Annotated in this window: 20 protein-coding genes and 4 tRNA genes; 6 read left to right on the top strand and 18 right to left on the bottom strand. The window is 29.4% G+C overall.

Translation table 11 applies throughout. From position 1 onward, the window contains the following. Nucleotides 1-56: 56 nt before the first annotated feature. The 4 genes from WG950_RS04425 to WG950_RS04440 form a co-directional block, all read right to left on the bottom strand. Complete coding sequence (locus WG950_RS04425; protein ID WP_340934376.1) at nucleotides 57-401, bottom strand: hypothetical protein; 345 nt, start codon at nucleotides 399-401, stop codon at nucleotides 57-59. 231 nt (nucleotides 402-632) lie between these two features. Beyond that, nucleotides 633-1,652 carry a hypothetical protein gene (locus WG950_RS04430; RefSeq protein WP_340934378.1) on the bottom strand — a complete coding sequence of 340 codons (1,020 nt, stop codon included), beginning with the start codon at nucleotides 1,650-1,652 and terminating at the stop codon, nucleotides 633-635. A gap of 103 nt (nucleotides 1,653-1,755) precedes the next feature. Next, nucleotides 1,756-2,301 carry an XAC2610-related protein gene (locus WG950_RS04435; RefSeq protein WP_340934381.1) on the bottom strand — a complete coding sequence of 182 codons (546 nt, stop codon included), beginning with the start codon at nucleotides 2,299-2,301 and terminating at the stop codon, nucleotides 1,756-1,758. Between the two features lie 24 nt (nucleotides 2,302-2,325). After that, a complete protein-coding gene (locus tag WG950_RS04440) occupies nucleotides 2,326-3,288 on the bottom strand; it encodes a hypothetical protein (RefSeq protein ID WP_340934384.1) in 963 nt (320 codons plus the stop codon). A gap of 111 nt (nucleotides 3,289-3,399) precedes the next feature. Here WG950_RS04440 and WG950_RS04445 point away from each other — a divergent pair, with 111 nt between their 5' ends. Then, a complete protein-coding gene (locus WG950_RS04445; RefSeq protein WP_340935234.1) occupies nucleotides 3,400-3,600 on the top strand; it encodes a helix-turn-helix transcriptional regulator in 201 nt (66 codons plus the stop codon). An 81-nt stretch (nucleotides 3,601-3,681) separates the two neighbouring features. Here the strand turns inward: WG950_RS04445 and WG950_RS04450 are convergent, their stop codons facing one another. Continuing rightward, entirely contained in the window at nucleotides 3,682-4,863 is a 1,182-nt protein-coding gene (locus WG950_RS04450; RefSeq protein WP_340934385.1) for a site-specific integrase, read from the bottom strand. A gap of 100 nt (nucleotides 4,864-4,963) precedes the next feature. Here WG950_RS04450 and WG950_RS04455 point away from each other — a divergent pair, with 100 nt between their 5' ends. After that, nucleotides 4,964-5,287 (top strand): YegP family protein, encoded by a 324-nt coding sequence (locus tag WG950_RS04455; protein WP_340934388.1) that lies wholly within the window; start codon nucleotides 4,964-4,966, stop codon nucleotides 5,285-5,287. 230 nt (nucleotides 5,288-5,517) lie between these two features. Here the strand turns inward: WG950_RS04455 and WG950_RS04460 are convergent. The 4 genes from WG950_RS04460 to WG950_RS04475 all read right to left on the bottom strand — a co-directional run bounded on the left by WG950_RS04460 (nucleotide 5,518) and on the right by WG950_RS04475 (nucleotide 7,962). Further along, nucleotides 5,518-5,591 (bottom strand) — tRNA-Arg (locus WG950_RS04460). Between the two features lie 29 nt (nucleotides 5,592-5,620). Then, nucleotides 5,621-5,695: transfer RNA gene (locus WG950_RS04465), tRNA-Pro, on the bottom strand. Nucleotides 5,696-5,713: 18 nt separating this feature from the next. Next, nucleotides 5,714-5,797 (bottom strand) — tRNA-Ser (locus WG950_RS04470). 101 nt (nucleotides 5,798-5,898) lie between these two features. Beyond that, nucleotides 5,899-7,962 carry an HD family phosphohydrolase gene (locus WG950_RS04475; protein WP_340934390.1) on the bottom strand — a complete coding sequence of 688 codons (2,064 nt, stop codon included), beginning with the start codon at nucleotides 7,960-7,962 and terminating at the stop codon, nucleotides 5,899-5,901. A 136-nt stretch (nucleotides 7,963-8,098) separates the two neighbouring features. Here WG950_RS04475 and WG950_RS04480 point away from each other — a divergent pair, with 136 nt between their 5' ends. Both WG950_RS04480 and WG950_RS04485 read left to right on the top strand, forming a co-directional pair. Continuing rightward, nucleotides 8,099-9,274, top strand: a complete 1,176-nt coding sequence (locus WG950_RS04480; RefSeq protein WP_077808857.1) for an acetyl-CoA C-acyltransferase — start codon at nucleotides 8,099-8,101, stop codon at nucleotides 9,272-9,274. 24 nt (nucleotides 9,275-9,298) lie between these two features. Then, complete coding sequence (locus tag WG950_RS04485) at nucleotides 9,299-10,069, top strand: C40 family peptidase (protein WP_340934393.1); 771 nt, start codon at nucleotides 9,299-9,301, stop codon at nucleotides 10,067-10,069. Between the two features lie 55 nt (nucleotides 10,070-10,124). Here WG950_RS04485 and WG950_RS04490 read toward each other — a convergent pair whose 3' ends face one another. Both WG950_RS04490 and gyrA read right to left on the bottom strand, forming a co-directional pair. After that, nucleotides 10,125-11,372 carry a tetratricopeptide repeat protein gene (locus WG950_RS04490; RefSeq protein WP_340934396.1) on the bottom strand — a complete coding sequence of 416 codons (1,248 nt, stop codon included), beginning with the start codon at nucleotides 11,370-11,372 and terminating at the stop codon, nucleotides 10,125-10,127. A gap of 22 nt (nucleotides 11,373-11,394) precedes the next feature. Beyond that, nucleotides 11,395-13,914, bottom strand: a complete 2,520-nt coding sequence (gene gyrA / locus WG950_RS04495) for a DNA gyrase subunit A (protein WP_340934400.1) — start codon at nucleotides 13,912-13,914, stop codon at nucleotides 11,395-11,397. Nucleotides 13,915-14,177: 263 nt separating this feature from the next. Between gyrA and WG950_RS04500 the strand changes: the two genes are divergently transcribed. Together WG950_RS04500 and WG950_RS04505 are read left to right on the top strand one after the other, a co-directional pair. Continuing rightward, a complete protein-coding gene (locus WG950_RS04500) occupies nucleotides 14,178-16,736 on the top strand; it encodes an ATP-dependent Clp protease ATP-binding subunit (protein ID WP_079738458.1) in 2,559 nt (852 codons plus the stop codon). Between the two features lie 155 nt (nucleotides 16,737-16,891). After that, nucleotides 16,892-17,920: a TlpA family protein disulfide reductase gene (locus WG950_RS04505; protein WP_340934402.1), complete on the top strand. Its 1,029-nt coding sequence runs from the start codon at nucleotides 16,892-16,894 to the stop codon at nucleotides 17,918-17,920. A 62-nt stretch (nucleotides 17,921-17,982) separates the two neighbouring features. Here the strand turns inward: WG950_RS04505 and WG950_RS04510 are convergent, their stop codons facing one another. The 7 genes from WG950_RS04510 to WG950_RS04540 form a co-directional block, all read right to left on the bottom strand. Next, complete coding sequence (locus tag WG950_RS04510) at nucleotides 17,983-18,936, bottom strand: acetyl-CoA carboxylase carboxyltransferase subunit alpha (protein ID WP_079738456.1); 954 nt, start codon at nucleotides 18,934-18,936, stop codon at nucleotides 17,983-17,985. A 68-nt stretch (nucleotides 18,937-19,004) separates the two neighbouring features. Next, complete coding sequence (locus tag WG950_RS04515) at nucleotides 19,005-19,925, bottom strand: DMT family transporter (protein WP_340934406.1); 921 nt, start codon at nucleotides 19,923-19,925, stop codon at nucleotides 19,005-19,007. After that, nucleotides 19,912-21,003, bottom strand: a complete 1,092-nt coding sequence (locus WG950_RS04520; protein WP_172830880.1) for an LptF/LptG family permease — start codon at nucleotides 21,001-21,003, stop codon at nucleotides 19,912-19,914. Before WG950_RS04520 ends, WG950_RS04515 begins: the two co-directional genes overlap by 14 nt. 53 nt (nucleotides 21,004-21,056) lie before the next feature. Further along, nucleotides 21,057-22,187, bottom strand: a complete 1,131-nt coding sequence (gene tgt, locus WG950_RS04525) for a tRNA guanosine(34) transglycosylase Tgt (protein WP_077808850.1) — start codon at nucleotides 22,185-22,187, stop codon at nucleotides 21,057-21,059. A gap of 194 nt (nucleotides 22,188-22,381) precedes the next feature. After that, nucleotides 22,382-23,272 carry a 23S rRNA pseudouridine(2604) synthase RluF gene (gene rluF, locus WG950_RS04530; protein WP_340934412.1) on the bottom strand — a complete coding sequence of 297 codons (891 nt, stop codon included), beginning with the start codon at nucleotides 23,270-23,272 and terminating at the stop codon, nucleotides 22,382-22,384. Between the two features lie 33 nt (nucleotides 23,273-23,305). Then, the gene (locus WG950_RS04535) at nucleotides 23,306-23,908 is read right to left on the bottom strand and encodes an alpha-ketoglutarate-dependent dioxygenase AlkB family protein (RefSeq protein ID WP_340934414.1); all 603 of its coding nucleotides are present in this window, start codon (nucleotides 23,906-23,908) and stop codon (nucleotides 23,306-23,308) included. 144 nt (nucleotides 23,909-24,052) lie between these two features. Beyond that, nucleotides 24,053-24,137: transfer RNA gene (locus WG950_RS04540), tRNA-Ser, on the bottom strand. Nucleotides 24,138-24,176 lie beyond the last annotated feature (39 nt).

Raw genomic sequence — 24,176 nt, forward strand, 5'->3', positions numbered from 1 at the left:
AAAAAAGAGCTTACATTTCTGTAAACTCTCTAATTATATTTTAACTAAAAAATTAGCTATAACACTAATTCTTCTTCTACAACATTGTTTTTAACAACACTTTCTTCTTCACTTACATATTGATAGCTATGTGTAAGCGTAATCATTTCTCCTGTCTCTTCTATTGCATATTCATATGCTTCTACCTCAACTTTTTGAATGCTTCCTGGAAAATCTGAACCTATTAAACTTTCACACATTTCCTCGTCAAAAGTACAGCCAACATTTACTTTTCTTGCTGTAAAATAAGTTTTTCCTGTTTCTTTACTTTTAACAGCCTCAATTCCTCCTTGTACAATTAATGCACAAAACTCCGACCCATCTTTTCTTTCAAAGGTCTTAAATCCTACAATTTTTACCATAGTTTCTTAAATTTTAAAGATTATTCTTTACTTGGAGACTACCTCCAAAGCTAAAGAGGAGTGTGAGTGACCGCAATGAAGTGGCGGGTGGTAACCCAAAACGAAATGAAGGGAGGGGTGATGTATTGGGTTAGCTTGCCCTTTTAATAAAAAAAGTTTTGAAAAATTTTGAAAAAATTATTTTTTTTGATAAGTAACAACAATTATAAAGCTAAAAATAATTCTTATAATTTAGAAGTTTTCTAATGATTTTTTGAATTTTATAGAGTCTTTAGATATTTTTCTTTCTTTTAATTTTCTATTATTCTCAAAAAGATTAATGGAATCTTTCATCTTCTTACTTAACATATATTTTTTAGTCTCAATTTTATTATAAACTTTAATTTGTGTTTTTATATTTTTTAATTTGTAGCTTATATAATATGTATTTTCGCCTGAATCGTTTCGTTCAAATTCATTTTCAATAAATAATTTAAGCATATTTTTATTTCCATTATAACTATATAATTCTTTATTATTTCTATTATTATAATAGATTCGTGCTCCTGGGAGTGAAAATTTATTTTTTTTATAATTCTTATTCTTTTTACTTGTCTTGTATTTATTAATAACTAACTCAAAAGGACGCTTAATATATCTAGCACTAGAAAATTTTTTTTCAGTAATCTCTATTAAATCATAACCATCAGCTAATTTTAAAAAAAAATTATCATATCCTTTTTTTTCAGAATTACTCCTTTTGGGTTTGATTTTTCGTTCACTTATAACACCTTGCTCAATTTTAATTGACTGTCCAAAAACATTATCAAACAATTCCATTAATTTAGGTTTTATAAATGTATTTATTACTTCACTTTCTGAATACTTTTCATTAACTATACCTCTATTATCATTTAGACCTATATCAATCATTATTAGTTTATTAAAGTAAAATGTAAGGTAAATTTCACATTTAAAAGTATTATTATCTAGAAACAAATCAAGCTTTTTATCATAATAATTAATTTCTGATGAATAGTTGTTTAATTTCCAATCTTTTAAATATAAAGAGTCAATATTTACACCTAACTTCAACCCTCTAAAACCATTAACTACATCTATATTTTTAGCAGAACTTTCAGATAAATTTAATTCAAATACTCTTTTTTTTAATAATAACGTGGCTGAATTCTGAGGTAGTTCGTTCTTAAAACTTTCACTTTTACAAGAACATAATATTATGATTACTATTATAAGGTTAATTTTTTTCATAATTAAAATTTTGTTTAAATATCACAACGTATATAAGAATAATTAAATGTTTTTTGATTTTTACTTCCTAATAAAAGTCAAGAATAAAAATTTTATGAAAGCATTATTTTTTTACCAACTGTTTAATCAATCGGTTTCCTGTAACTTTATAAATATCTCCCTCTTCATTTACACTTACAACTTGGTCTGCCAACAATTTATTTTTAAAATCTAAAGCTCTAACACGTATATAATCCCATTCTTTGGGGTTTTCAAACTGATTTAATTCTATGTTAGATAAATAGTAACTATAATAACAACTACCTCCACACTCTCTACGAATTCTAAAATCTATTGTTCCATCTAAATTAAAGTCGTAAAAATCAATTATAAATTCTTGTAGCCCAACCTCATCTTCTATAGATTTAAAGTCATTTATCAATGTACCTTTTGAATATATTTTTAAAGATTTAATACCCCCTAAATATCCTAAATTAGGAGAATGACTTAATTTATCTGTCCACTCTATTTTAAATTCAAACTTATCAACTTTAAAAGAAGTATTTTTAGTTACTTCTTTTGTTAATAAATCAGCTTCTTTTAGAGGCTTTAGTTGAGCGTAACTTATCGTTGTTATTAAAATTACTATTGATAATAGGTGTTTTTTCATTTCTAATAATTCTTTTTTTATATATTATTTCTTTAATACTGTACCATCCTCAAAAGCTATAGCTAAAATTTCTGACTCAATTTTCACAGAGTTTTGATCTCTATACAAGCGAGCTTTCTCTAAAGATTCATATCTATAATTATTTTTATCATAATTCAGTTTAAACTTAGCTCGATTGTCATCAAAGGTGACTCCTGCAGGAATTTTATCATCAATTTTAATAGGTAATTCAAATGTTATCGGTGTCGTTACATGTAAAATTTCATTAAACTCATCTTTTATAAAAACCTTGAACCTTATACTCTTAATTGTTCTAAACTCATATTTATCTAGTTTAACCACATATCCTCCATCTAAGCTAAATTCTACAAGATTATTTCTTTTCACTTCCCAAGAAACATAAGGGTGGCTCAATTTTAGTAAGTTTTTAATTGTTTGGTTTTTAATTAATGTATCTTTCGTCTTCTTAATCTCTTGAAGATAATTTTTACTTCTTATAATAAGAGGTTCTTTATTTTTCAAAATAAAATCCTTCTCATCATATTCTAAATGAAAAACAGTATCTTTTCTTTTTTCAAAAAACAAATTCTCGTTTTTATTAATGACTGTATCTTTTATTCTTCCTAAATTTTCATTTATATGATATTTAAGTGCTATATACTTTGACTCTGAGACTGAATCTGAAAACCCTATGAAAGGGTCGCTATTATAATATATTTCAACATGTTTTAGAACATTAAAATCATATTTGTTAACGTTAAATTTTAGATAAACAGGAAGAATTGAACCTCTTATTTCTATAGAGGATTTGTATATTTTATTTTCTGAATAATCTTCACGAAAATAACTTATTCTTCCTTCTTTCATCATTTTTTCAACAAAAGGTTCAACTTTTTGCCCGTTAAAATCAATGATTTCAAAAATATTTTCTTGTTTAGTTTTACATGAAAATATTAATAAGCATATTAAAACAAATAACTTCTTCATACTTTTATTTTTTTTAAGTAAATATACTTACAAAAACGCATATATGCGTCTATTATTTATTGCAGGTTTATTGACTTTTACTATGTGATAAAAGTTAAGAATATTGAATTTATGAGGGCTTTTGGTTTAAACCTTAAGAGACTCCGCAATAATTGTAATCTTTCACAAGAAGATTTAGCAAATGATTGCGATATATCAATATCACAAATAGGTAGAATTGAAAGAGGAGAGATAAATACAACTATTTCAACTTTGTTTGTATTAGCTAAAGCACTAAATATTGAAGTCAGAGATTTATTTGATTTTAAATAACTATATTTGAATAGAAAGAAATTTCTTTTTTCTTTTTCATAGCAATTTACTCCACCTCACTATAGAAGTGGAGTTTTTATTTTAATAAAGTCTATTAACTTCATCACTGACTTTCTTTTGTACAATTTTCCCATAATGAGATTGTGTAACATTCATATTAGAATGACCCAATAATTCTGATACAATTTCCATAGGTACATTGTTAAATAATAATACTGTTGTCGCAAAAGTTTTTCTTGCAGTATGATGGGTTAATTTTTTATTAATACCAACTAACTCCGAAATCTCTTTTAAATATGAATTAAACTTTTGGTTACTTAAAGTTGGTAAGTTGTCATCATATTTATCTAAAATCTCTCTTGCTTTTGGTAGTATTGGAATAGATATTTTCCTATTCGTTTTTTTACGTATCATCTGAATCCATTCTTTACCATCAAATCCTATTTCTATGTTTTTAGTTGTCAAAGTTGACATTTCAGTGTATGCTAAACCAGTGTAACAGCAGAAAATAAATAAATCCTTTACTTGCTGTAATCTCACTTGACTAAAATTGTGTTTCTCTAACTTCTTTAACTCTACATCTGTCAAATAAATAATAACTGTTTTATGTTTCTTATTTTTATATAGATGAAATGGATCTTTCTTCAAATAGTTCTCTGAAATTGCAAACTGAATAATTTTCTTTACTCGCTGGATGCTTCTATAAACAGTAGCTTGTTTTAGTTTTAAATCTGTTTTAAAGAAATATTCTAAATCTTGAATAAATTTTAAATCTAAGTCATTTAATTTAACATCCTTTGTTTTGTAGAATTTAGTAATAAATAACGCAACTTTCCTTCTACTTTCCACATACCTACTCCAAGACAGTTTATTAAAGTCAATTCCTATCAACTTTTTTGTCTTATCATTATGTAAATCATAGGCACCTAAAATGGTGATTTCTTCTTTAGAATCCTTACCCTTATACTTCCTATAAATATCATCTACATCAAAGTCATTTGGTAAGATTTGAAGCATTAAAAAAGCCTTATCTATCTGTTGATGAATAAGGCTTAGTTTGTTGTTTAAAATGGTGTTTTCTCTATTGGGTGGTGATGCTATCTGCCTCTTACTTAACCAAAAATTAGGATTTATAAATATTCCTGTAGAAAATTGTTTTCTATTTTTTTTATATGTAATTCTACATTTCATAGGACATTGTCCTTTCTGGTTTATTTTAACTTTATCTATATAGAATAGAATATGTAATTTATATGATATCATAGTATTATCTTTTTGATTGTTAATGAATTGTGTAAAACTTTTGTGTGGGTATCAATAGAATTTTTCTACCTTTATTTTATTAATCTAAAAATTTATAAGAATGGGAAAATTTGTAATTTCTAAAAGAACCAATGGAGAGTATCAGTTTAACTTAAAAGCTGATAACGGTCAAGTAATTTTAACAAGTGAAGGATACTCTTCAAAAGCAGGTTGTGAAAATGGTATTTCATCAGTTAAAACCAACTCTCAAGATGATTCTAAATTTGAAAGAAAAACATCATCTAATGGTAAACCATATTTTAATTTAAAAGCTAGTAATGGTCAAATTATTGGTACGAGTGAAATGTATGAAAGTACAAGTGGTAGAGATAATGGTATTGCATCTGTTAAGAGTAATGCAGCATCTACAGAAGATTTATCTTAATTAATTAAATTTATTTAGAACTAATTGGGACTTAATTATAAACTCCTTTTTTTTAAAAAGTTCAATCATATAATATGGGGTACTTTAAGAAAAAGTGGGGTACTTTTAAAATACCTTATTTAATATTAATTTGATTATTTGGATAATCTACTAAAGAACATAAAAGTACTCTAAACCCTTACAAAACCTATAAAAAACAAAAAAGCCTCACATTTCTGTGAAGCTTTAAGTGAGCCCTGAAGGATTCGAACCTTCGACCGCCTCCTTAGAAGGGAGGTGCTCTATCCAGCTGAGCTAAGAGCCCGTAGTTTTTATGTTTCTACGAAAACAGTGTCGGGGTGGCAGGATTCGAACCTGCGACCTCCTCGTCCCAAACGAGGCGCGATGACCGGGCTACGCTACACCCCGAGAATTAAGCAAAAATTGCGGAGAGACAGGGACTCGAACCCTGGCGACAGTTACCCGTCGACAGATTAGCAATCTGCTCCATTACCACTCTGGCACCTCTCCTGTTTTAGAACTTATCCGCAGTTGTTTAAAATTGCGAGTGCAAATGTAATACTAGATTTACAATTTTACAAGTTGTTTGCTACTTTTTTTTATCTTTTTTTTTAATCAGGATACTCAACCCTTAAGTGATAGATGTTTAGCAATTTTTTCTTTATCACTTTTTTTATAATTTCAATTTCTTTAAAAGTAATGTCTGAATTTAAAAATTGATTGTCTGACATCTGTTTTTCGATGATTTTATCTATTAAATCACTGATAGATTGCGCTGTAGGCGTTTTTAAGCTTTTAGAAGCTGCTTCTGCTGCATCACACATCATTAATATTGCTGTTTCTTTTGAGAACGGATTTGGCCCCTGATATTGAAATTTTTTAACATCAACCTCACTATCCGGATTCAATTCTCTTTCTTTCATTAAGAAATAATAAGTAGTGCTTGTACCATGGTGTGTTCTTATAAAATCGATAATTCGATCTGGTAAATTGTATTTCTTTGCTATTTCAACTCCTTTAATAACATGATCTGTTATTATTTTTGCACTATCTCTTGGTGATAATTCATGATGAGGATTTACACCTGTAGTTTGATTTTCTATGAAATACATAGGATTTGCCATTTTACCTACATCATGATACAGCGCACCGGTTCTAACCAACATCGAGTTTGCACCAATTTCATTTGCTGCAGCTTCTGCTAAATTAGCAACTTGCATTGAGTGCTGAAAAGTTCCTGGAGCTTTTTCATTTAACTCTCTTAATAATTTAGAGTTTGTATTAGAAAGCTCTAAAAGAGTTACATCAGAAACCAAACCAAAAACTTTTTCATAAATATAAATTAAAATAATTGCTAAAAAAGATAACAATCCGTTTACGGCAAAAAGCATGAAATAATCTAGATTAATCTGCGATGCATTTCCTTCTTTTATAATTGAAAAAGCAAAGTAAGTAATCATATAAATTCCTGTTATTTGTGCAACCGAAATAAATAAATTTGCTCTTTTATAAAGTTCTGATACACTTAAAATAGTAACAATACCGGCAATTATATGTAGATAAATAAATTCGAAACTATTAGGTACAACATACCCCAATAAAAGTACGGTTAGTACATGTGTAAATAAACCCAATCTTGCATCAAAAAAAGCTTTTAAAATAATAGGTAAAACACTTAAAGGAACAACATATAAATAATCTGAATTATAATTTATTACCAATGTTTGTATAAATATCATTGAAAAAACATTGAAGAAAATAAATGTTACTTTATTGTTGTTGTTAAATATTTCAATTCTATTTCTTTGTAAAAAAAGCAATAGCATTAACAACGCTAAAGCAACTAAGATGGTGTATCCAAAAATAATCCAATTATAATTAGACTCTGTCCAAACATTAGATTCAGATTCACTTTTAAGAGAATTTAAAATTGCTAATTTCTTCCCTTCTACCAAATCACCTTTTAAAATAATTAACTCACCTGCAGAAACTTTTCCTTTTGTGTAAGAAATATTTTTAGTTTCGTTATCAATAACTTTATCTGTATAAATGGCGTCATAAGTTACATTTGGTTTTATAATTTCTGATAAAATTGTAAAAAATTGACTTCTTACAGATTCATTTAAATCAGTATCTAAACCATTTGTTATCGATTTTAAGACTTTATTTGAATTGTACAAATTTTTAAAAGGAACATCTTTTACTTCATTCTTATTTCTAAGAGCAACTAATTCATCTTTATTAGAAACTCTATCTTGGCTAACTACTTCTAAAAAGCCTGTTTTATAGATTTCATCTATAACCTTTAACCCTAAATTCTTTAAAAATTTTGTTTTTTCTGCTGATAAAGTATCAATAGTACTTAAACTATTTACTTTATTTTTAAAGGAAGATTTTACTTGATTCTCTATTGTTTTATCAACAATAAAATACAATTTAGCATTTGCGTCTATTTGCTTTTTTTCTATTTTAATTTCCTCTTCAGACTTCTGAATTGCAAAATCAAAAGGAGCATACAAATTATCATACCTCCATAATTGCCCGTTACTAAAATCATATTTAAACTGACCTCCTTTTGGAAACAAATACACAATAGCTATCGTGGTTATTAAAAACAATATTACCTTAAAAATTATGGTGTTGTTTTGATAAAGTTTATTTACAAAATTGCTCATGCTTATTTTCTTATAAATACAAACTTACAGTAAAAAAATTAAGGTTAGAAATTCAAGAGAAACAAACCTTTACAAATTGATTAAAAAAGATTAATTTAGCAGACAATCTTATATTAAAATAAACTCAAATTATCATATGAAAGAAGTAGTAATTGTATCTGTAGCCAGAACACCAATTGGTAGCTTTATGGGAAGTTTATCTTCTGTACCTGCAACAAAATTAGGTGCTGTTGCAATTAAAGGCGCTTTAAATAAAATAAACTTATCGCCAGAATTGGTAGAAGAAGTTTTTATGGGTAATGTTGTTTCTGCAGGCTTAGGACAAGCTCCTGCAAGACAAGCAGCCATTTACGCTGGTATACCAGAATCTGTACCTTGTACAACTGTTAATAAAGTTTGTGCTTCTGGTATGAAATCTATTATGTTAGCAGCTCAAACAATTGCTTTAGGAGATGCAGATGTTGTTGTTGCTGGTGGTATGGAAAACATGAGTTCTATTCCGCATTACCAACACGCCAGAAAAGGTTCTAAATTCGGGCCAATAACTATGGAAGACGGAATGCAAAAAGATGGTTTGGTAGATGCTTATGGCAAAGTAGCCATGGGAGTTTGTGCTGATGAATGTGCAACTGAATATGATTTCTCTAGAGAAGATCAAGATACATTTGCAATACAATCTTACGAGCGTTCTGCAAAAGCATGGAGCGAAGGTAAATTTTCTGATGAAATTGTGCCTGTTGAAATTCCTCAAAGACGCGGAGAACCTGTAATCTTTTCTGAAGACGAAGAATACAAGAACGTTAAAATGGAAAAAATTCCTGCTTTAAGACCTGCTTTTACAAAAGAAGGAACTGTAACTGCCGCAAATGCTTCTACTATTAATGACGGTGGAGCTGCATTGGTTTTAATGTCTGCTGAAAAAGCAAAAGAACTAAACATTACACCGCTTGCAAAAATAAAAAGTTATGCAGACGCTGCACATGAGCCAAAATGGTTTACAACTGCACCTGCAAAAGCGCTACCAAAAGCATTAGCTAAAGCAAACATTTCTATTGATGATGTGGATTATTTTGAATTAAACGAAGCTTTTTCTATTGTTGGTTTAGCTAACATGAAAATTTTAAATATTTCTGATAAAAATGTAAATGTTAACGGTGGTGCAGTTTCATTAGGACATCCGTTAGGTGTTTCTGGTGCAAGAATTGTAATTGCATTAACTTCTATTTTAAAGCAAAATGATGCAAAAATTGGTGCTGCAGCTATTTGTAATGGTGGTGGTGGTGCCAGTGCTATGGTAATTGAAAGATTATAATCTTAAATAAATAATAAGCAATTTATGCTATATGGCATCTGTAATTTAAGTATTGTACCCGTTAGGGCAGAAGAATCTGACAAATCTGAAATGATTAGTCAGATTCTTTTTGGTGAACATTTTCAAATTATTGAAAAGACTAAAAACTGGAGTAAAATTCGTATTAGTTTCGATAATTTTGAAGGTTACATTGATAATAAACAATACCTAGAAATTACAGAAGACTTTTATAATTCTATAGAGAATTCTACCTTAACTTTTTCTGGAGAAATTTTAGATTTTGTTACATCAGAAAACAACGATTTAACAACAATTGCAATAGGTTCTCAATTACCTAAATTTAGTATTGGAAACTTAAGATTAGGTTCTTATAATTATAAATATGAGAACACTGTTTTTGATAAAAAACTATCTAAGCCAGAAATCTTAAAGATTGCTTTTACCTATCTAAATAGTCCTTATTTGTGGGGAGGAAAAACTCCGTTTGGGATAGATTGTTCTGGTTTTACACAAATGGTTTATAAACTTTCTGGATATAAATTACCTAGAGATGCTAAAGAACAAGCTAAACAAGGTGAAGTATTAAGTTTTATAGAAGAAAGCGAACCTGGTGATTTAGCTTTTTTTGATAATGAAGAAGGCGAAATTATTCATGTTGGAATTGTTTTAAATGACTATAACATTATTCATGCTCATGGTAAGGTTCGAATAGATACTTTAGATCATAGCGGTATTTTTAATGCTGATTTACAAAAGCATACACACAAGCTAAGAGTTATTAAAAAAATGATATAAAAAAAATCCGAAACTTTAAAGTTTCGGATTTTTTTTATATCAATCTTAAAATCTATTACTGACCTCTCATTTCTTTATAAATTGGTCTTAAAGCATCTGCTTCAGTAGTCATTTCTAAAGTATCGTAGATATTCAATAAAGTTTTAACAGTACCTTCAGATCTTTCAATATTATCTGCTTTTACTAAATAAGGTAATGCTTTTCTATACAATTCTTTTTGCTTTTCTTGTAATTCATCGTACTTCTTAAAGTTAGATAAATTTTCATTCATTTCATCAACAATTGCTTTTTCTCCACTTAATATTGCTACAGCTAAATTCATGTAAGCATCTCCGTAATCTGGTTTTAACTCGATTGCTTTTTCATAATACTTAATTGCTTCTTCACTTTTGTTTTGATTAGCATTAACAACGCCTAAATTAAAAAATAACGTTGGGTTTGTTGGGTCTAACTTTACTGCTTCTTCCATTAAAGCACCAAACTTATCCATTTTTTCTAATTTAATATATAATTGTGCTTCGTTTAGAATTAAATTAACATCTTTCGGATTTGCTTTTCTAGCTTCTTGTAAAGCTACAATAGCTTCATCAGTCTTACCTTGATTCACTAAAATATATCCAATATTTTTAACAATCTCAGCTTGCTTAGAATCAGAAACTTTTACTGTAGGGTTAGAATATTGACCTAACTTAACCATAGTATCTCTATTAGTTTTAGTTCCTAAGTTTTCTACAGCACCTGTCTTTTTGTTTGTTGCTAAGTATTGAGTTGTGATACCTGTATAACCTATTTCTTTTAACTCTCTGTAATGCTTTAAAGAAACATCATAGTCTTTTGATAATGAAGCACTAATTGCTGCATTATATAAAAAACTTGTGTCTTTAGGACTTAAAAGATATGTTAAATAGAAGTTACCTGTTGCTTGCTTATAATCTTTACTATTATATTGTTTAATAGCTAAATTAGATGCTTTTTGAATTAATTCATTTAACATTGGTTGCGCTTCTTTTGTATATCTCTGCTTACCAATTTCTTTTTCATATTTAAATAAAGCATTAAATGCATCTGCGGCACCTTTATAATCACTTTTACCAGCCAATGCTTGACCATTTAAATAGTAATATTTTGCTTTATATTTAGCTTCCATTGTTGCTTCCATAGATGCTAAAGGAGCTATAGCTGACAAAGCTGTAGTATAATCTTGTTTCTTAATTGCTTTTTCAGCTGTTTTCAATTCGCTTTTTTGCGCAAAAGAAGCCATTGATAAGAAACCTACAGTTAACGCTAATATTTGTTTTTTCATTTTACTGATATTAAATTTATAATTATTCTTGATTTTCACTTGAATCATTTTCAATTTCCGTGCCATTTTTTATTTCTTCGGCATTTTCTTCTTCGTCTACTTCTTCATCATGAGCAACTTTAGCAACTGCTGCAATGCTATCAGAATCTTTAATATTAATTAAACGAACACCTTGCGTTGCACGTCCCATAACTCTTAAATCTTCTACAGCCATTCTTATGGTTAAACCAGATTTATTAATAATCATTAAATCGTTAGAATCGTCTACGTTTTTGATTGCAACTAAATCTCCTGTTTTTTCTGAAGTATTTAAAGTTTTAACACCTTTACCTCCTCTATTTGTAACTCTATAGTCATCTAATTTAGAACGCTTTCCGTATCCTTTTTCAGAAACAACTAGTATATTACTTTCCATATCGTTTACAGCAACCATACCTACTACTTCATCATTTTCATGTTGAAGTGTAATACCTCTTACACCAGAAGCTGTTCTTCCCATCGGACGAGTTTTAGCTTCTTCAAAACGGATTGACTTTCCAGATTTTAATGCTAACATAACTTGGCTATCTCCAGTAGTTAATTTAGCTTCTAATAGCTCATCACCTTCTTTAATAGTAATTGCATTAATACCATTAGTTCTTGGTCTAGAATATTGTTCCAATGAAGTTTTCTTAACCTGACCTTTTTTAGTTGCCATTATGACATAATGACTATTAATATACTCTTCGTCTTTTAAATCTTGAGTAACTAAGAATGCTTTAACCTTATCGTCTTGTTCGATATTAATAAGGTTTTGCATCGCTCTACCTTTTGTGTTTTTACCACCTTCTGGAATCTCATAAACACGCATCCAAAAGACTTTACCTTTTTGAGTAAAGAACATCATATATTGGTGGTTTGTACCTACAAATAAATGTTCTAAGAAATCTTCATTTCTTGTAGTTGCTCCTTTTTGACCTCTACCTCCTCTATTCTGAACTTTATATTCTTCTAAGTTTGTTCTTTTTAAATAACCAGCATTAGAAATTGTAACAACAACCTTTGTATTAGGTATCATGTCTTCAATTTTCATATCTCCACCAGCATATTCGATGATAGATCTACGCTCATCACCATATTTATCTTTTATTAAAAGAAGCTCGTCTTTAATTATCTGATAACGTCTTGGTTCGTTTGCAAGAATATCTTTTAAATCTGTAATAGTTAACATGATTTCATCGTACTCTGCACGTAACTTATCTTGTTCTAGACCTGTTAATTGACGTAATCGCATCTCTACAATTGCCTTGGCTTGAATCTCTGTCAATTCAAATCTTTCAATTAAACTTTCTCTAGCTTGATCTGCATTACTAGAAGCTCTAATAATTTTTATTACTTCGTCAATATTATCCGAAGCAATTATTAATCCTTCTAAAATATGTGCTCTAGCCTCTGCTTTTTTAAGTAAAAACTCTGTTCTACGTACAATTACTTCATGCCTGTGCTCTACAAAATAATGTATTAATTGCTTTAAATTTAGTTGCTCTGGTCTTCCTTTTACCAATGCAATATTGTTTACACTAAAAGAAGTTTGAAGCTGTGTGTATTTAAATAATTTATTTAAGACGATGTTAGGAATGGCATCACGTTTTAAAACATAAACAATTCGCATACCATTTCTATCTGATTCGTCACGAATATTAGCAATACCTTCTAATTTCTTTTCGTTTACTAAATCAGCAGTTTTCTTAATCATGTCTGCTTTGTTAACCTGATAAGGAATCTCGGTAACAATAATACATTCACGTCCTTTTACTTCTTCTATAACAGCTTTAGCACGCATTACTATACGACCTCTACCTGTATGAAAAGCATCTCTTACACCATCATAACCATAAATGATACCACCTGTAGGAAAATCTGGCGCAGTAATATGCTGCATTAACTCGTCTATCTCTATATTTCTATTATCAATATAAGCTACAGTACCGTTAATTACTTCTGTTAAGTTGTGTGGCGCCATATTTGTTGCCATACCTACAGCAATACCAGAAGCACCGTTTACTAATAAATTAGGAATTCGCGTTGGTAAAACAGTAGGTTCTTGTAAAGTATCATCAAAATTTAATTGATGATCTACAGTGTCCTTTTCAATATCAGCTAACATTTCTTCTGATATTTTTTGCATTCTAACCTCTGTATAACGCATTGCTGCCGGAGAATCTCCATCAACAGAACCAAAGTTACCTTGCCCATCTACCATCATATAACGCACACTCCAATCTTGCGCCATTCTCACCATAGAATCATATACAGATATATCACCGTGTGGGTGATATTTACCTAATACTTCTCCAACAATTCTTGCTGATTTCTTATAAGCCCCTGTTGCTTTAATTCCTAGTTCATGCATACCATACAAAACCCTTCTATGCACTGGTTTTAAACCATCTCTTACATCTGGTAATGCTCTTGAAACAATAACTGACATCGAGTAATCGATGTATGCAGATTTCATCTGCTCTTCAATGTTAATCGGAATTAACTTTTCTCCGTCTGCCATATATATTTTCTATTAATAATTATTCCTTTTTTTAAAACAAGGCAAGATACTATTTCTATTACTATTTACAAAGGTTTAAGACTTATGAATTCGACAGAGTTATCAACATTTATTAATAATTTATTAGCGCTTTTTACTTACTTGATTTTCAACTATTTTCTGCATTATTTTTAAAGTCAAACTGTCAGTTTTTAAGAGTTGGCATATTTTTTGTAATTTTTAAGAAAAAAAAGGACTAAATTTACATCAATAGACAATAATATATGGACGATAATTTTTCACCGAAGGTAAGAGATGTAATAGCATTCAGTAAACAAGAAGCGCTAAGATTAGGGCATGAATTTATTGGAACAGAACATTTGTTATTAGGTTTAATAAGAAAAGGAGAAGGAAAAGCAATGGAAATTTTAACTGCATTTGATGTAGATACTATTTTATTGCGTAAAAAGTTAGAACAACTAAACCCAGTTGATCCTACTTTTGCAGAAACTTCTGAGAAACAAAGTTTACATTTAACTAGACAAGCAGAAAAAGCTCTAAAAACAACTTTTTTAGAAGCAAAGCTATATCAAAGCGAATCTATAGATACTGCACATTTACTTTTATGTATTTTAAGAAACGAAAATGACCCAACTACTAAGTTGATTCAGAAATACCACGTTAATTACGATGAAGCGAAAGCTTTATATAAACAACTGCATGTAGATGATGAAGATCTACCTAACAATCCGATAGCAGAAACACCATCTGATGATGAATTTGCTTCTGAAAAACAAAATCCTTTTGATCAACCTCAAAAAGGAAAAAATGTTAAAAAATCAAAAACACCAGTTTTAGATAATTTTGGTAGAGATTTAACAGATTTAGCAGAAAAAGGAAAATTAGACCCTGTTGTTGGTAGACAAAAAGAAATTGAAAGAGTTTCTCAAATACTAAGTAGAAGAAAGAAAAACAACCCAATGCTTATTGGAGAACCTGGTGTTGGTAAATCTGCCATTGCAGAAGGTTTAGCTTTAAGAATTGTAGAAAGAAAAGTTTCTAGAATTTTATTTGACAAGCGTTTGGTTTCTTTAGATTTAGCAAGTTTGGTTGCGGGCACAAAATACCGTGGTCAGTTTGAAGAACGTATGAAAGCTCTAATGAACGAACTAGAAAAGAATGATGACATTATTCTTTTTATAGACGAAATTCATACAATAGTTGGCGCAGGTGGCGCTACAGGCTCTTTAGACGCTTCTAATATGTTAAAACCAGCCTTGGCTCGTGGAGAAATACAATGTATTGGTGCTACTACTTTAGATGAGTATAGAACAAATATCGAAAAAGATGGCGCATTAGAGCGTCGTTTTCAAAAGGTAATTGTAGACCCAACATCTGTAGAAGAAACAATACAGATTTTACACAACATAAAAACGAAGTACGAAGAACATCATCATGTAAATTATACAGATGAAGCTTTAGAGGCTTGTGTAAAATTAACTAACAGATATATGACTGATAGATATTTGCCAGATAAAGCTATTGATGCTTTAGATGAAGCTGGATCTAGAATTCACATCACAAACATTGTTGTTCCGCAACAAATTTTAGAGTTAGAAACCAAGTTAGAGCTTATTAGAGAAAGGAAAACTAAAGCTGTAAACGGGCAAAAATATGAAGAGGCTGCAAAATTAAGAGATGATGAAAAGAATATAGAGGCTGCTTTAGATTCTGCTCAAAAACAATGGGAAGATGACTCTAAGTTAAATAGAGAAATTGTAACCGAAGATAATGTTGCAGAAGTTGTTTCTATGATGACAGGCATACCTGTAAATAGAGTTGCAGAAGCAGAAACACATAAATTAAACGAATTACCTCAGCTTATAAAAGGCAAGGTAATTGGGCAAGATATTGCTGTATCTAAAGTTGTTAAAGCAATTCAAAGAAATAGAGTTGGATTAAAAGATCCTAACAAACCAATTGGTTCTTTTATTTTCTTAGGACAAACTGGTGTTGGTAAAACGCAATTAGCAAAAGTTTTAGCAAAAGAATTATTCGATTCTGATGATTCTTTAATTAGAATTGACATGAGTGAGTACATGGAAAAATTTGCTATTTCTCGTTTAATTGGTGCACCTCCGGGATATGTTGGTTATGAAGAGGGTGGTCAATTAACAGAAAAAGTTAGAAGAAAACCTTATTCTGTTGTTCTTTTAGATGAAATTGAAAAAGCGCATCCAGATGTGTTTAACATGTTGCTTCAAATTTTAGATGACGGTTATATTACTGATAGTTTAGGAAGAAAAATTGATTTTAGAAATACAATCATCATTATGACTTCTAACATTGGTGCTAGACAATTAAAAGATTTTGGTGGCGGAGTAGGTTTTGGTACCTCTTCTAAAAAAGAACAAGCAGATGCACATGCAAAATCTGTAATTGAGGGCGCTTTAAAGAAATCTTTTGCACCAGAATTTTTAAATAGAATAGATGATGTAATTGTATTTAACGCTCTAGAAAGAGAAGATATACACTCGATTATAGATATCGAATTAGATAAACTATTACGTAGAATATCAGATTTAGGTTATACATTACAATTAAGCGAAAAAGCAAAAGATTATATTGCTGACAAAGGTTTTGATAAGAAGTATGGTGCTAGACCACTTAAAAGAGCAATTCAGAAATACATTGAAGATGCTCTAGCTGAAGAAATTGTAAATTCTAAACTAAATGAAGGAGATACAATTTCTATGGATCTTGATGAAAAAGAAAATAAATTAAATATCAAGATACAAAAAGGAAAAATAGAACCAGAACAAGAATCTGAAACAGAATCATAAATTAAAAAATCTCAAACTAACGTTTGAGATTTTTTTTTACATTAAACTACAAAAACACAGTTGATTTCTATATTTTTAACAGAAAAGTTAAATATCGAAAGACACTATCCTCTGATTAAATTTATATATTTGTTTCAAATAAATATTTATAATAAATGAAAAAAATTAGCATCATAATCATCGCTGTTTTTGCACTTGCTTCTTGTACTAAAGAACATTCTAAAGATTATTTAACGCTTTCTGGAAAGTTAGAAAATAATAAAGATTCTATTTTAACAATTACAGGTCAACAAGGTCCCGTAAAAAGCATTACAATTAATAACGATGGTACTTTTAAAGATACTTTAAATATAGAAAACGCTGCAGTGTACACTCTTAGTACTAGTCCTGCAAAAAGAGCTCCTATTTATTTAAAAAACGGATTTGATATTAAGTTAAATGGAGACTCTGAAAATTTTATGTCTAGTTTTAAGTTCTCTGGACAAGGTGCTGATAATAGTAATTTTATTTTAGCTCAGATTACAGAAAGTCAAAAAATTGGAAATCCTACGTTACTATTAGAATTAAATGAAAATGATTTTAAAAACAAAATAGCTTCTATTAAATCTAATTACGATAGTATTTTAAACTCTTATAAAGACATAGATACTACATTGGTAAAAATGGTAGATAGTCAAACCAATCAAATGATTACTTATTTTAACCAAGCTTATGAAAAAAACAAAGCTATGGCTAAAGGAACTATTTCACCAAAATTTGTTGATTATGCAGATTACAAAGGCGGTAAAAAATCTTTAGACTCTTTTAAAGGGAAATTTGTTTATATAGATGTTTGGGCTACTTGGTGCGGACCTTGTATTCAACAAATTCCTTATCTAAAATCTTTAGAAAAAGAATATCACGGTAAAAATATAGAATTTATAAGTATTTCTACGGATGAATACAGAAGAAGTGGCGGATCTTGGGAAGCAGCAGAAAAGAAATGGAAAGATTTTGTAAAAGCAAAACAGTTATCTGGTGTGCAACTTTGGGCAGGTAAAGACATATCTTTTCAACAAGAATATCAGATAAATTCGATTCCTAGATTTATATTAATAGATCCTCAAGGTAAAATTGTAAATTCTGATGCACCTAGACCATCAGAACCAAGATTAAAAGAATTATTTACTTCTTTAGGTATTTAAAAAATAAAAAAAGCGAAATTCAAATTTGAATTTCGCTTTTTTTATTTTATTTAAATAGATATTTACTCTTTGTAAACCCCCATGTTTGCATATTTATCCATTCTTTTTTCGACTAAATCTTCATCAGATAAATCTTTCAATTCATCAAAAGCAGCTAGTATTTGACTTTGAACAGCAGCAAAAGCGCCTTCTCTATCAGAATGTGCACCACCAATTGGCTCTTTGATAATTCCGTCTATCAATTTCATTTTCTTCATGTCGTTACCGGTAAGTTTTAAAGCTTCTGCAGCTTGTTCTTTAAACTCCCAACTTCTCCATAAGATAGAAGAACAAGATTCCGGAGAAATTACCGTATACCAAGTGTTTTCCATCATATAAACTCTATCTCCAACACCAATTCCTAAAGCCCCACCAGAAGCTCCTTCACCAATAACAACTGTTATAATTGGTGTTTTAAGAATTGTCATTTCAAAAATATTTCTAGCAATAGCTTCCCCTTGTCCGCGTTCTTCCGCTTCTAAACCAGGGTATGCACCAGGAGTATCTAAAAGTGTTACTACAGGAATACCAAATTTCTCTGCCATTCTCATTAATCGTAAAGCTTTTCTATATCCTTCTGGATTAGCCATTCCAAAATTTCTATACTGACGTGTTTTTGTGTTGAAACCTTTTTGCTGACCAATAAACATAAAAGATTGATCTCCTATTTTACCCAATCCGCCAATCATCGCTTTATCATCACCTACACTTCTATCTCCATGAAGTTCCATAAAAGTATCACCACAAATAGCCTTGATATAATCTAAAGTATAAGGTCTGTTTGGATGTCTAGATAATTGTACTCGCTGCCAAGGCGTTAAGTTTTTGTATATATTTTTTCTAGCATCTGCTAGTTTCTTTTCAATTTTTTTACAAGTAGCAGTTACATCTACCTCACTTTCTTCACCAATAATCTGACATTTTTGCAGTTGATCTTGAAGTTCTTTTATTGGCATTTCAAATTCTAAATATTCCATTTCTAGTGATTTGATTTTAGTTATTTGTAAGAACAAACATACTATAAAATTTACTTTTTAAGGCTAAATTAAATTACTTTTTTCTTTTTCAGTTTTTGCTGAATCTTATCTTTTAATGTCTTTCTATTTTTTAAAATACCATTTAATAATACTACAAACAAGACTATAAAAGCTCCTAAATAAAAGGTGTTACTCATTTGCTCTTTATCACCAAAAATTATTAAAGCTAAAATAATTGCATAAATAGGTTCTAAATTTATTGTAAGCATTACGGTATAAGGAGAGAGATATTTCATTACTTCAACAGAAGCAATAAAAGCATAAGCAGTGCAAATACTACTTAAAATTAAAAGGTACAACCAGTCTGAAGTTTCAATTTGAAAAAAGGCAATAGAAAATCCGTTAGTTATTAATAAGTATACAGTAATAAAAGCAACGCCAAAAAATAATTGGTAGAACGAAATAACATCCGCAGTGTATTTTTTAATGTACAAACCGTTTAAAACAGCAAATAGTGCACTTAAAAAAGAGGCAATTAACGCGTAAATAATACCTAATTTATATTGACTTTCGAAATTGAATATAATATACAACCCACCTATGACTAATAATCCTAAAAAAATCTCTAAAGTATTTATTTTTCTCCTAAAAAATATAGGTTCTATTAATGATGCAAAAAATGCACCTGTACTCATGGTTACCAGTGCAACAGATACATTAGAAACTTTTATAGCTTTGAAAAAAAATACCCAGTGTAAGGCAATTACAATTCCTGTAAATAAAAATTTTAAAAGCCCTTTTTTATTGACTCTGAATGATTTTTTCTTCCAAAGAAAATAAATTGCAATAAAAATTACCGCCAATAACATTCTATACCAAACCAAAGGAATTGCATCAATAGTTATTAGCGCACCTAAAATTGCGGTAAACCCCCAAATAAAGACAATGAGGTGTAGTAATAAATAGTTTTTTAATTTACTTTCTTGCATTTAAGTATAAATAAACAGCAACTGCACCAAATAGTATATTAGGAATCCATACATAAGTAATAGAATTTACTCCGGCAACAGAGCCTAATACTTCACCAACTTTCATAAAAAACACATACAAAAACATAATACCAACTCCTATTGCTAGGTTAACGCCTGTACCACCTCTTCTTTTTCTAAAAGCCAAAGCAACTGCTATGATGGTTAAAATATAGGAGGCAACAGGTAAACTAGTTCTTTTATAAAGTTCTACTAAATAGGCATTAAGGTTTTTAACACCTCTTTTTTTAGAAATATCTATAAATTTCATCAATTCGTTAGATGGCATTTCTTGTGCAAAAGCAGATTTATAGATTAAATCTCTTGGTGTAAAACTAAAAACTGTATCTATCTTATTACCAGAAAAAATACTATCTCTATCTTTATAAATCAATCTTTTTTTCCAGGTACTAATTGTAAAGGTTGAATCTTTTACATTATATTTTAATCTGTTTGCAGATAATTTTGACTTTAATTTTAACCCATCATAAGTTTCTGAGTTAAAATCGTAACCTATATTATTTTCTGTATTAAACGTTCTTATAAATATATACGTGCTATCTGTTAATTGTAAACTAAAATCTGACACATATTTTAACTCGTTAATTTGTTTTGAGTTATTGATATATTTCTTTTCGAAAGCTTTTCTTGTTTTACTACTTGTTGGCACCACATAATGATTCATAGCCAATGATAAAATAGTAATTAAAGTGGCTCCTATAAAATATGGATATAAAAAACGAGTAAAAGAAACTTTAGCATTTGTAATTGCTATAATTTCTGTGTTATTAGATAATTTTGATGTAAATAAAATTACAGCAATAAACAATGCCAGAGGCATAAAAGTATTGGTATAATATATTGTAAAATTTAAGTAATAATCATTTAAAATCTCATTGAATCCTAAATCTGGATGTTCTAAAAAATTGTCTATTTTCTCAGAAACATCAATAGCTATTGCTATCGGAATTAAGATTAATAATGTAAACAAAAATGTTACTAAAAACCTTTTTAATATGTACCAATCTATTATTTTCAAAAGAATAAATAATTAATTTTTTAGATTTAAGTTCTTCATAAGAACTTGTAATTTTACAATCTATTGTCCATTTGTTTTACCATTTTATCTTTCCACTCTCTAAAATCTCCTGCTAAAATATGTTTTCTTGCCTCTCTAGTTAACCAAACATAAAATCCTAAATTATGTATAGAAGCAATTTGTTTACCTAACATTTCTTTTGCAGCAAATAAATGACGTAAATATGCTTTAGAGTACATTGTATCTACCCAAGTAATTCCCATTTCATCTATCGGAGAAAAATCGTCTTCCCACTTTTTATTCTTAATATTTATAGAACCATAAGCAGTAAATAGCATACCATTTCTAGCATTTCTAGTAGGCATAACACAATCGAACATATCGATACCTAAAGCTATATTTTCTAAAATATTAATTGGCGTACCAACACCCATTAAATAACGTGGCTTGTCTTCTGGTAAAATTTCTGTTACAACTTCTGTCATCGCATACATTTCTTCGGCAGGTTCACCTACAGATAAACCACCAATTGCATTTGCTTGCTGACCTGCATTTGCAATATACTCTGCAGATTGTTTTCTTAAATCTTTATACGTACTACCTTGTACAATTGGCATAAAAGTTTGTTCGAAACCATATTTATATGGTAATTTATCTAAGTGATTTATACATCTGTTTAACCACCTATGCGTCATGTGCATCGATCTTTTTGCATAATTATAATCACAAGGATAAGGTGTACACTCATCAAAAGCCATTATAATATCTGCACCAATAGTTCGTTGTGTTTCCATAACGTTTTCTGGTGTAAAATGATGCATAGAACCATCTATATGACTCTTAAACTTTACACCTTCTTCGTTAATTTTTCTTCTACCAGACAAAGAATACACTTGGTAACCACCAGAATCTGTTAAGATATTTCTATCCCAGTTCATAAACTTGTGCAAACCACCTGCTTTTTCTAAAATATCTAAACCAGGTCTTAAATATAAATGATATGTGTTACCTAATATAATATCAGGATTTATTTCGTTTTTTAATTCTGTTTGATGAACTCCTTTTACGGTTCCAACAGTTCCCACAGGCATAAAAATAGGCGTTTCTATTTCTCCGTGATCAGTAGTTATTACTCCTGCTCTTGCCTTGCTTTTTGGGTCGGTAATTTTTAAGTCAAATTTCATTATCGGCAAAGATACTATTATTTAAGAATTGTAAGTTTCTTAATTAAAATTTATATTCTATTTTGCTATTAGTTCGCAAAAATATGGGTTAAGGATTGCAGTGGAAATCCTTTTTTGAGGAACGAAAAAAAGATTGTAGCGTAAAGCCTGACTTTAGTTCTAAATGCTTTTAGAACAAAGTAACGCCCAAAAAATTATCTTCTTTTTCTTTTGGATGAAAAACTTGTATTCTTCCTTTTATTTTTTGGTGATGATTTTCTAAATGATGCGCTTTTTTTATTAAAACTGTTTTTGGTTGGTGCTTCTTTTCTTTTTGCTTTTTTAGCTTTTGGCGCTTCTTTTACAACTGATGCTTCTTCTGTTTTAGAAGATGTTGCAATCATTTTATTTATTTGTTGCATTTCTTCTTGGGTAAGCTCTCGCCAATCTCCTGTTTGTAAAAAACCCAATTCTACATTCATAATTCGGGTTCTTTTTAACTTGGTAACTTCGTAATCTAAATACTCGCACATTCTACGAATTTGTCTATTTAAACCTTGTGTTAGTATTATTTTAAAGACTTTTTCGCTTACTTTTTCTACTTTACATTTTTTGGTAACTGTGCCTAAAATTGGTATTCCGTTACTCATTTTATCTACAAACTCTGGTGTAACAGATTTGTTAACGGTTACAAAATACTCTTTTTCGTGATTGTTACCTGCGCGTAAAATTTTATTTACAATATCGCCATCGTTAGTTAAAAAAATTAATCCTTCGGATGGTTTGTCTAAACGACCAATAGGAAATAATCTTTCTGGATGATTTATATGTTTTACAATATTTGCTTTTTCTCTACCATCTGTTGTAGAAACTATACCTACAGGTTTATTTAAAGCTATGTAAAGTGTTGTTTTTTTAGGTTTAACTAATCTACCATCTAACTTTACAACATCTTTTTTACCAACTCTGTTACCTAGTTGTGTTGGTTTACCATTAATGGTAACTCTGCCTTCGTTTATAAATCTTTCTGCTTCTCTTCTAGAACAAATACCAGATGAGCTTATATATTTATTAAGATTTATAGTTTGCTGCTTGTTAGTTTCCAATGAATAATTTTTTTTGCAAAAGTAAAGATAAGATTACAATTCTATTGTTCTAAAGGTTAAATTAATTCGAGGTGTTTTTACTTTTTTTGTTGGTGGCAATCTATGTAACCAGTTTGTTTGTGTACCAGATTTCATAACTAATAAACTTCCGTTCTCTAAAACAATGTCTATTCTTTGTTTATTTTCTTTATGTTTAAAAGAAAATTTTCTTGTAGCACCTAAAGATAATGATGCTATTGCTCCGTTTTTTTTGAGCATTTTTTCTCCGTCGGAATGGTATGCCATACCTTCTTCACCAGAATGATATAAATTTAATAAACAAGAATTATATGTTTCTTGTGTTTCTTTTTCTACTACTGATTTTAATTCTAGTAACTCTTTTGTAAAAATATTGGCTGTTTTTGTAACACCAGAATATTTATAAGAAAATTCTGATTCGCCATACCAAGCAACTTTTCTTTTGGTTATTATTTTTTTACCAAAAATAATAGCTTCATCATTTTTCCAGTTTATAGAATTCATCAACTTTTCATAATAAAAACTACAATCGTTTAAATTTAAAACTACTCCGTGATAATTTGTGATACCGTCAAATGGCAAAATATTTTTTATTTTTTCTGAAGAAAACAAATCCATAGTGTAAAAATACAATTTATATTACGTCTTGGTTTTATCAAACAAAAAAGTCTAACCTTTTACAGTTAGACTTTTTAATCTATTAATTATTTTGAATTTAAAATTTTAGAATAAAAAACCCGAAACGTAATGTTTCGGGTTTTGCGGAGAAAGAGGGATTCGAACCCCCGGACCTGTTACAGTCAACAGTTTTCAAGACTGCCGCATTCGACCACTCTGCCATTTCTCCAAGTGTCTCATCAGGTATTCCCTGAATGCGGATGCAAAT

Origin of the sequence: Polaribacter marinaquae, from assembly GCF_038019025.1 — a bacterium.
Taxonomy (GTDB): domain Bacteria; phylum Bacteroidota; class Bacteroidia; order Flavobacteriales; family Flavobacteriaceae; genus Polaribacter; species Polaribacter marinaquae.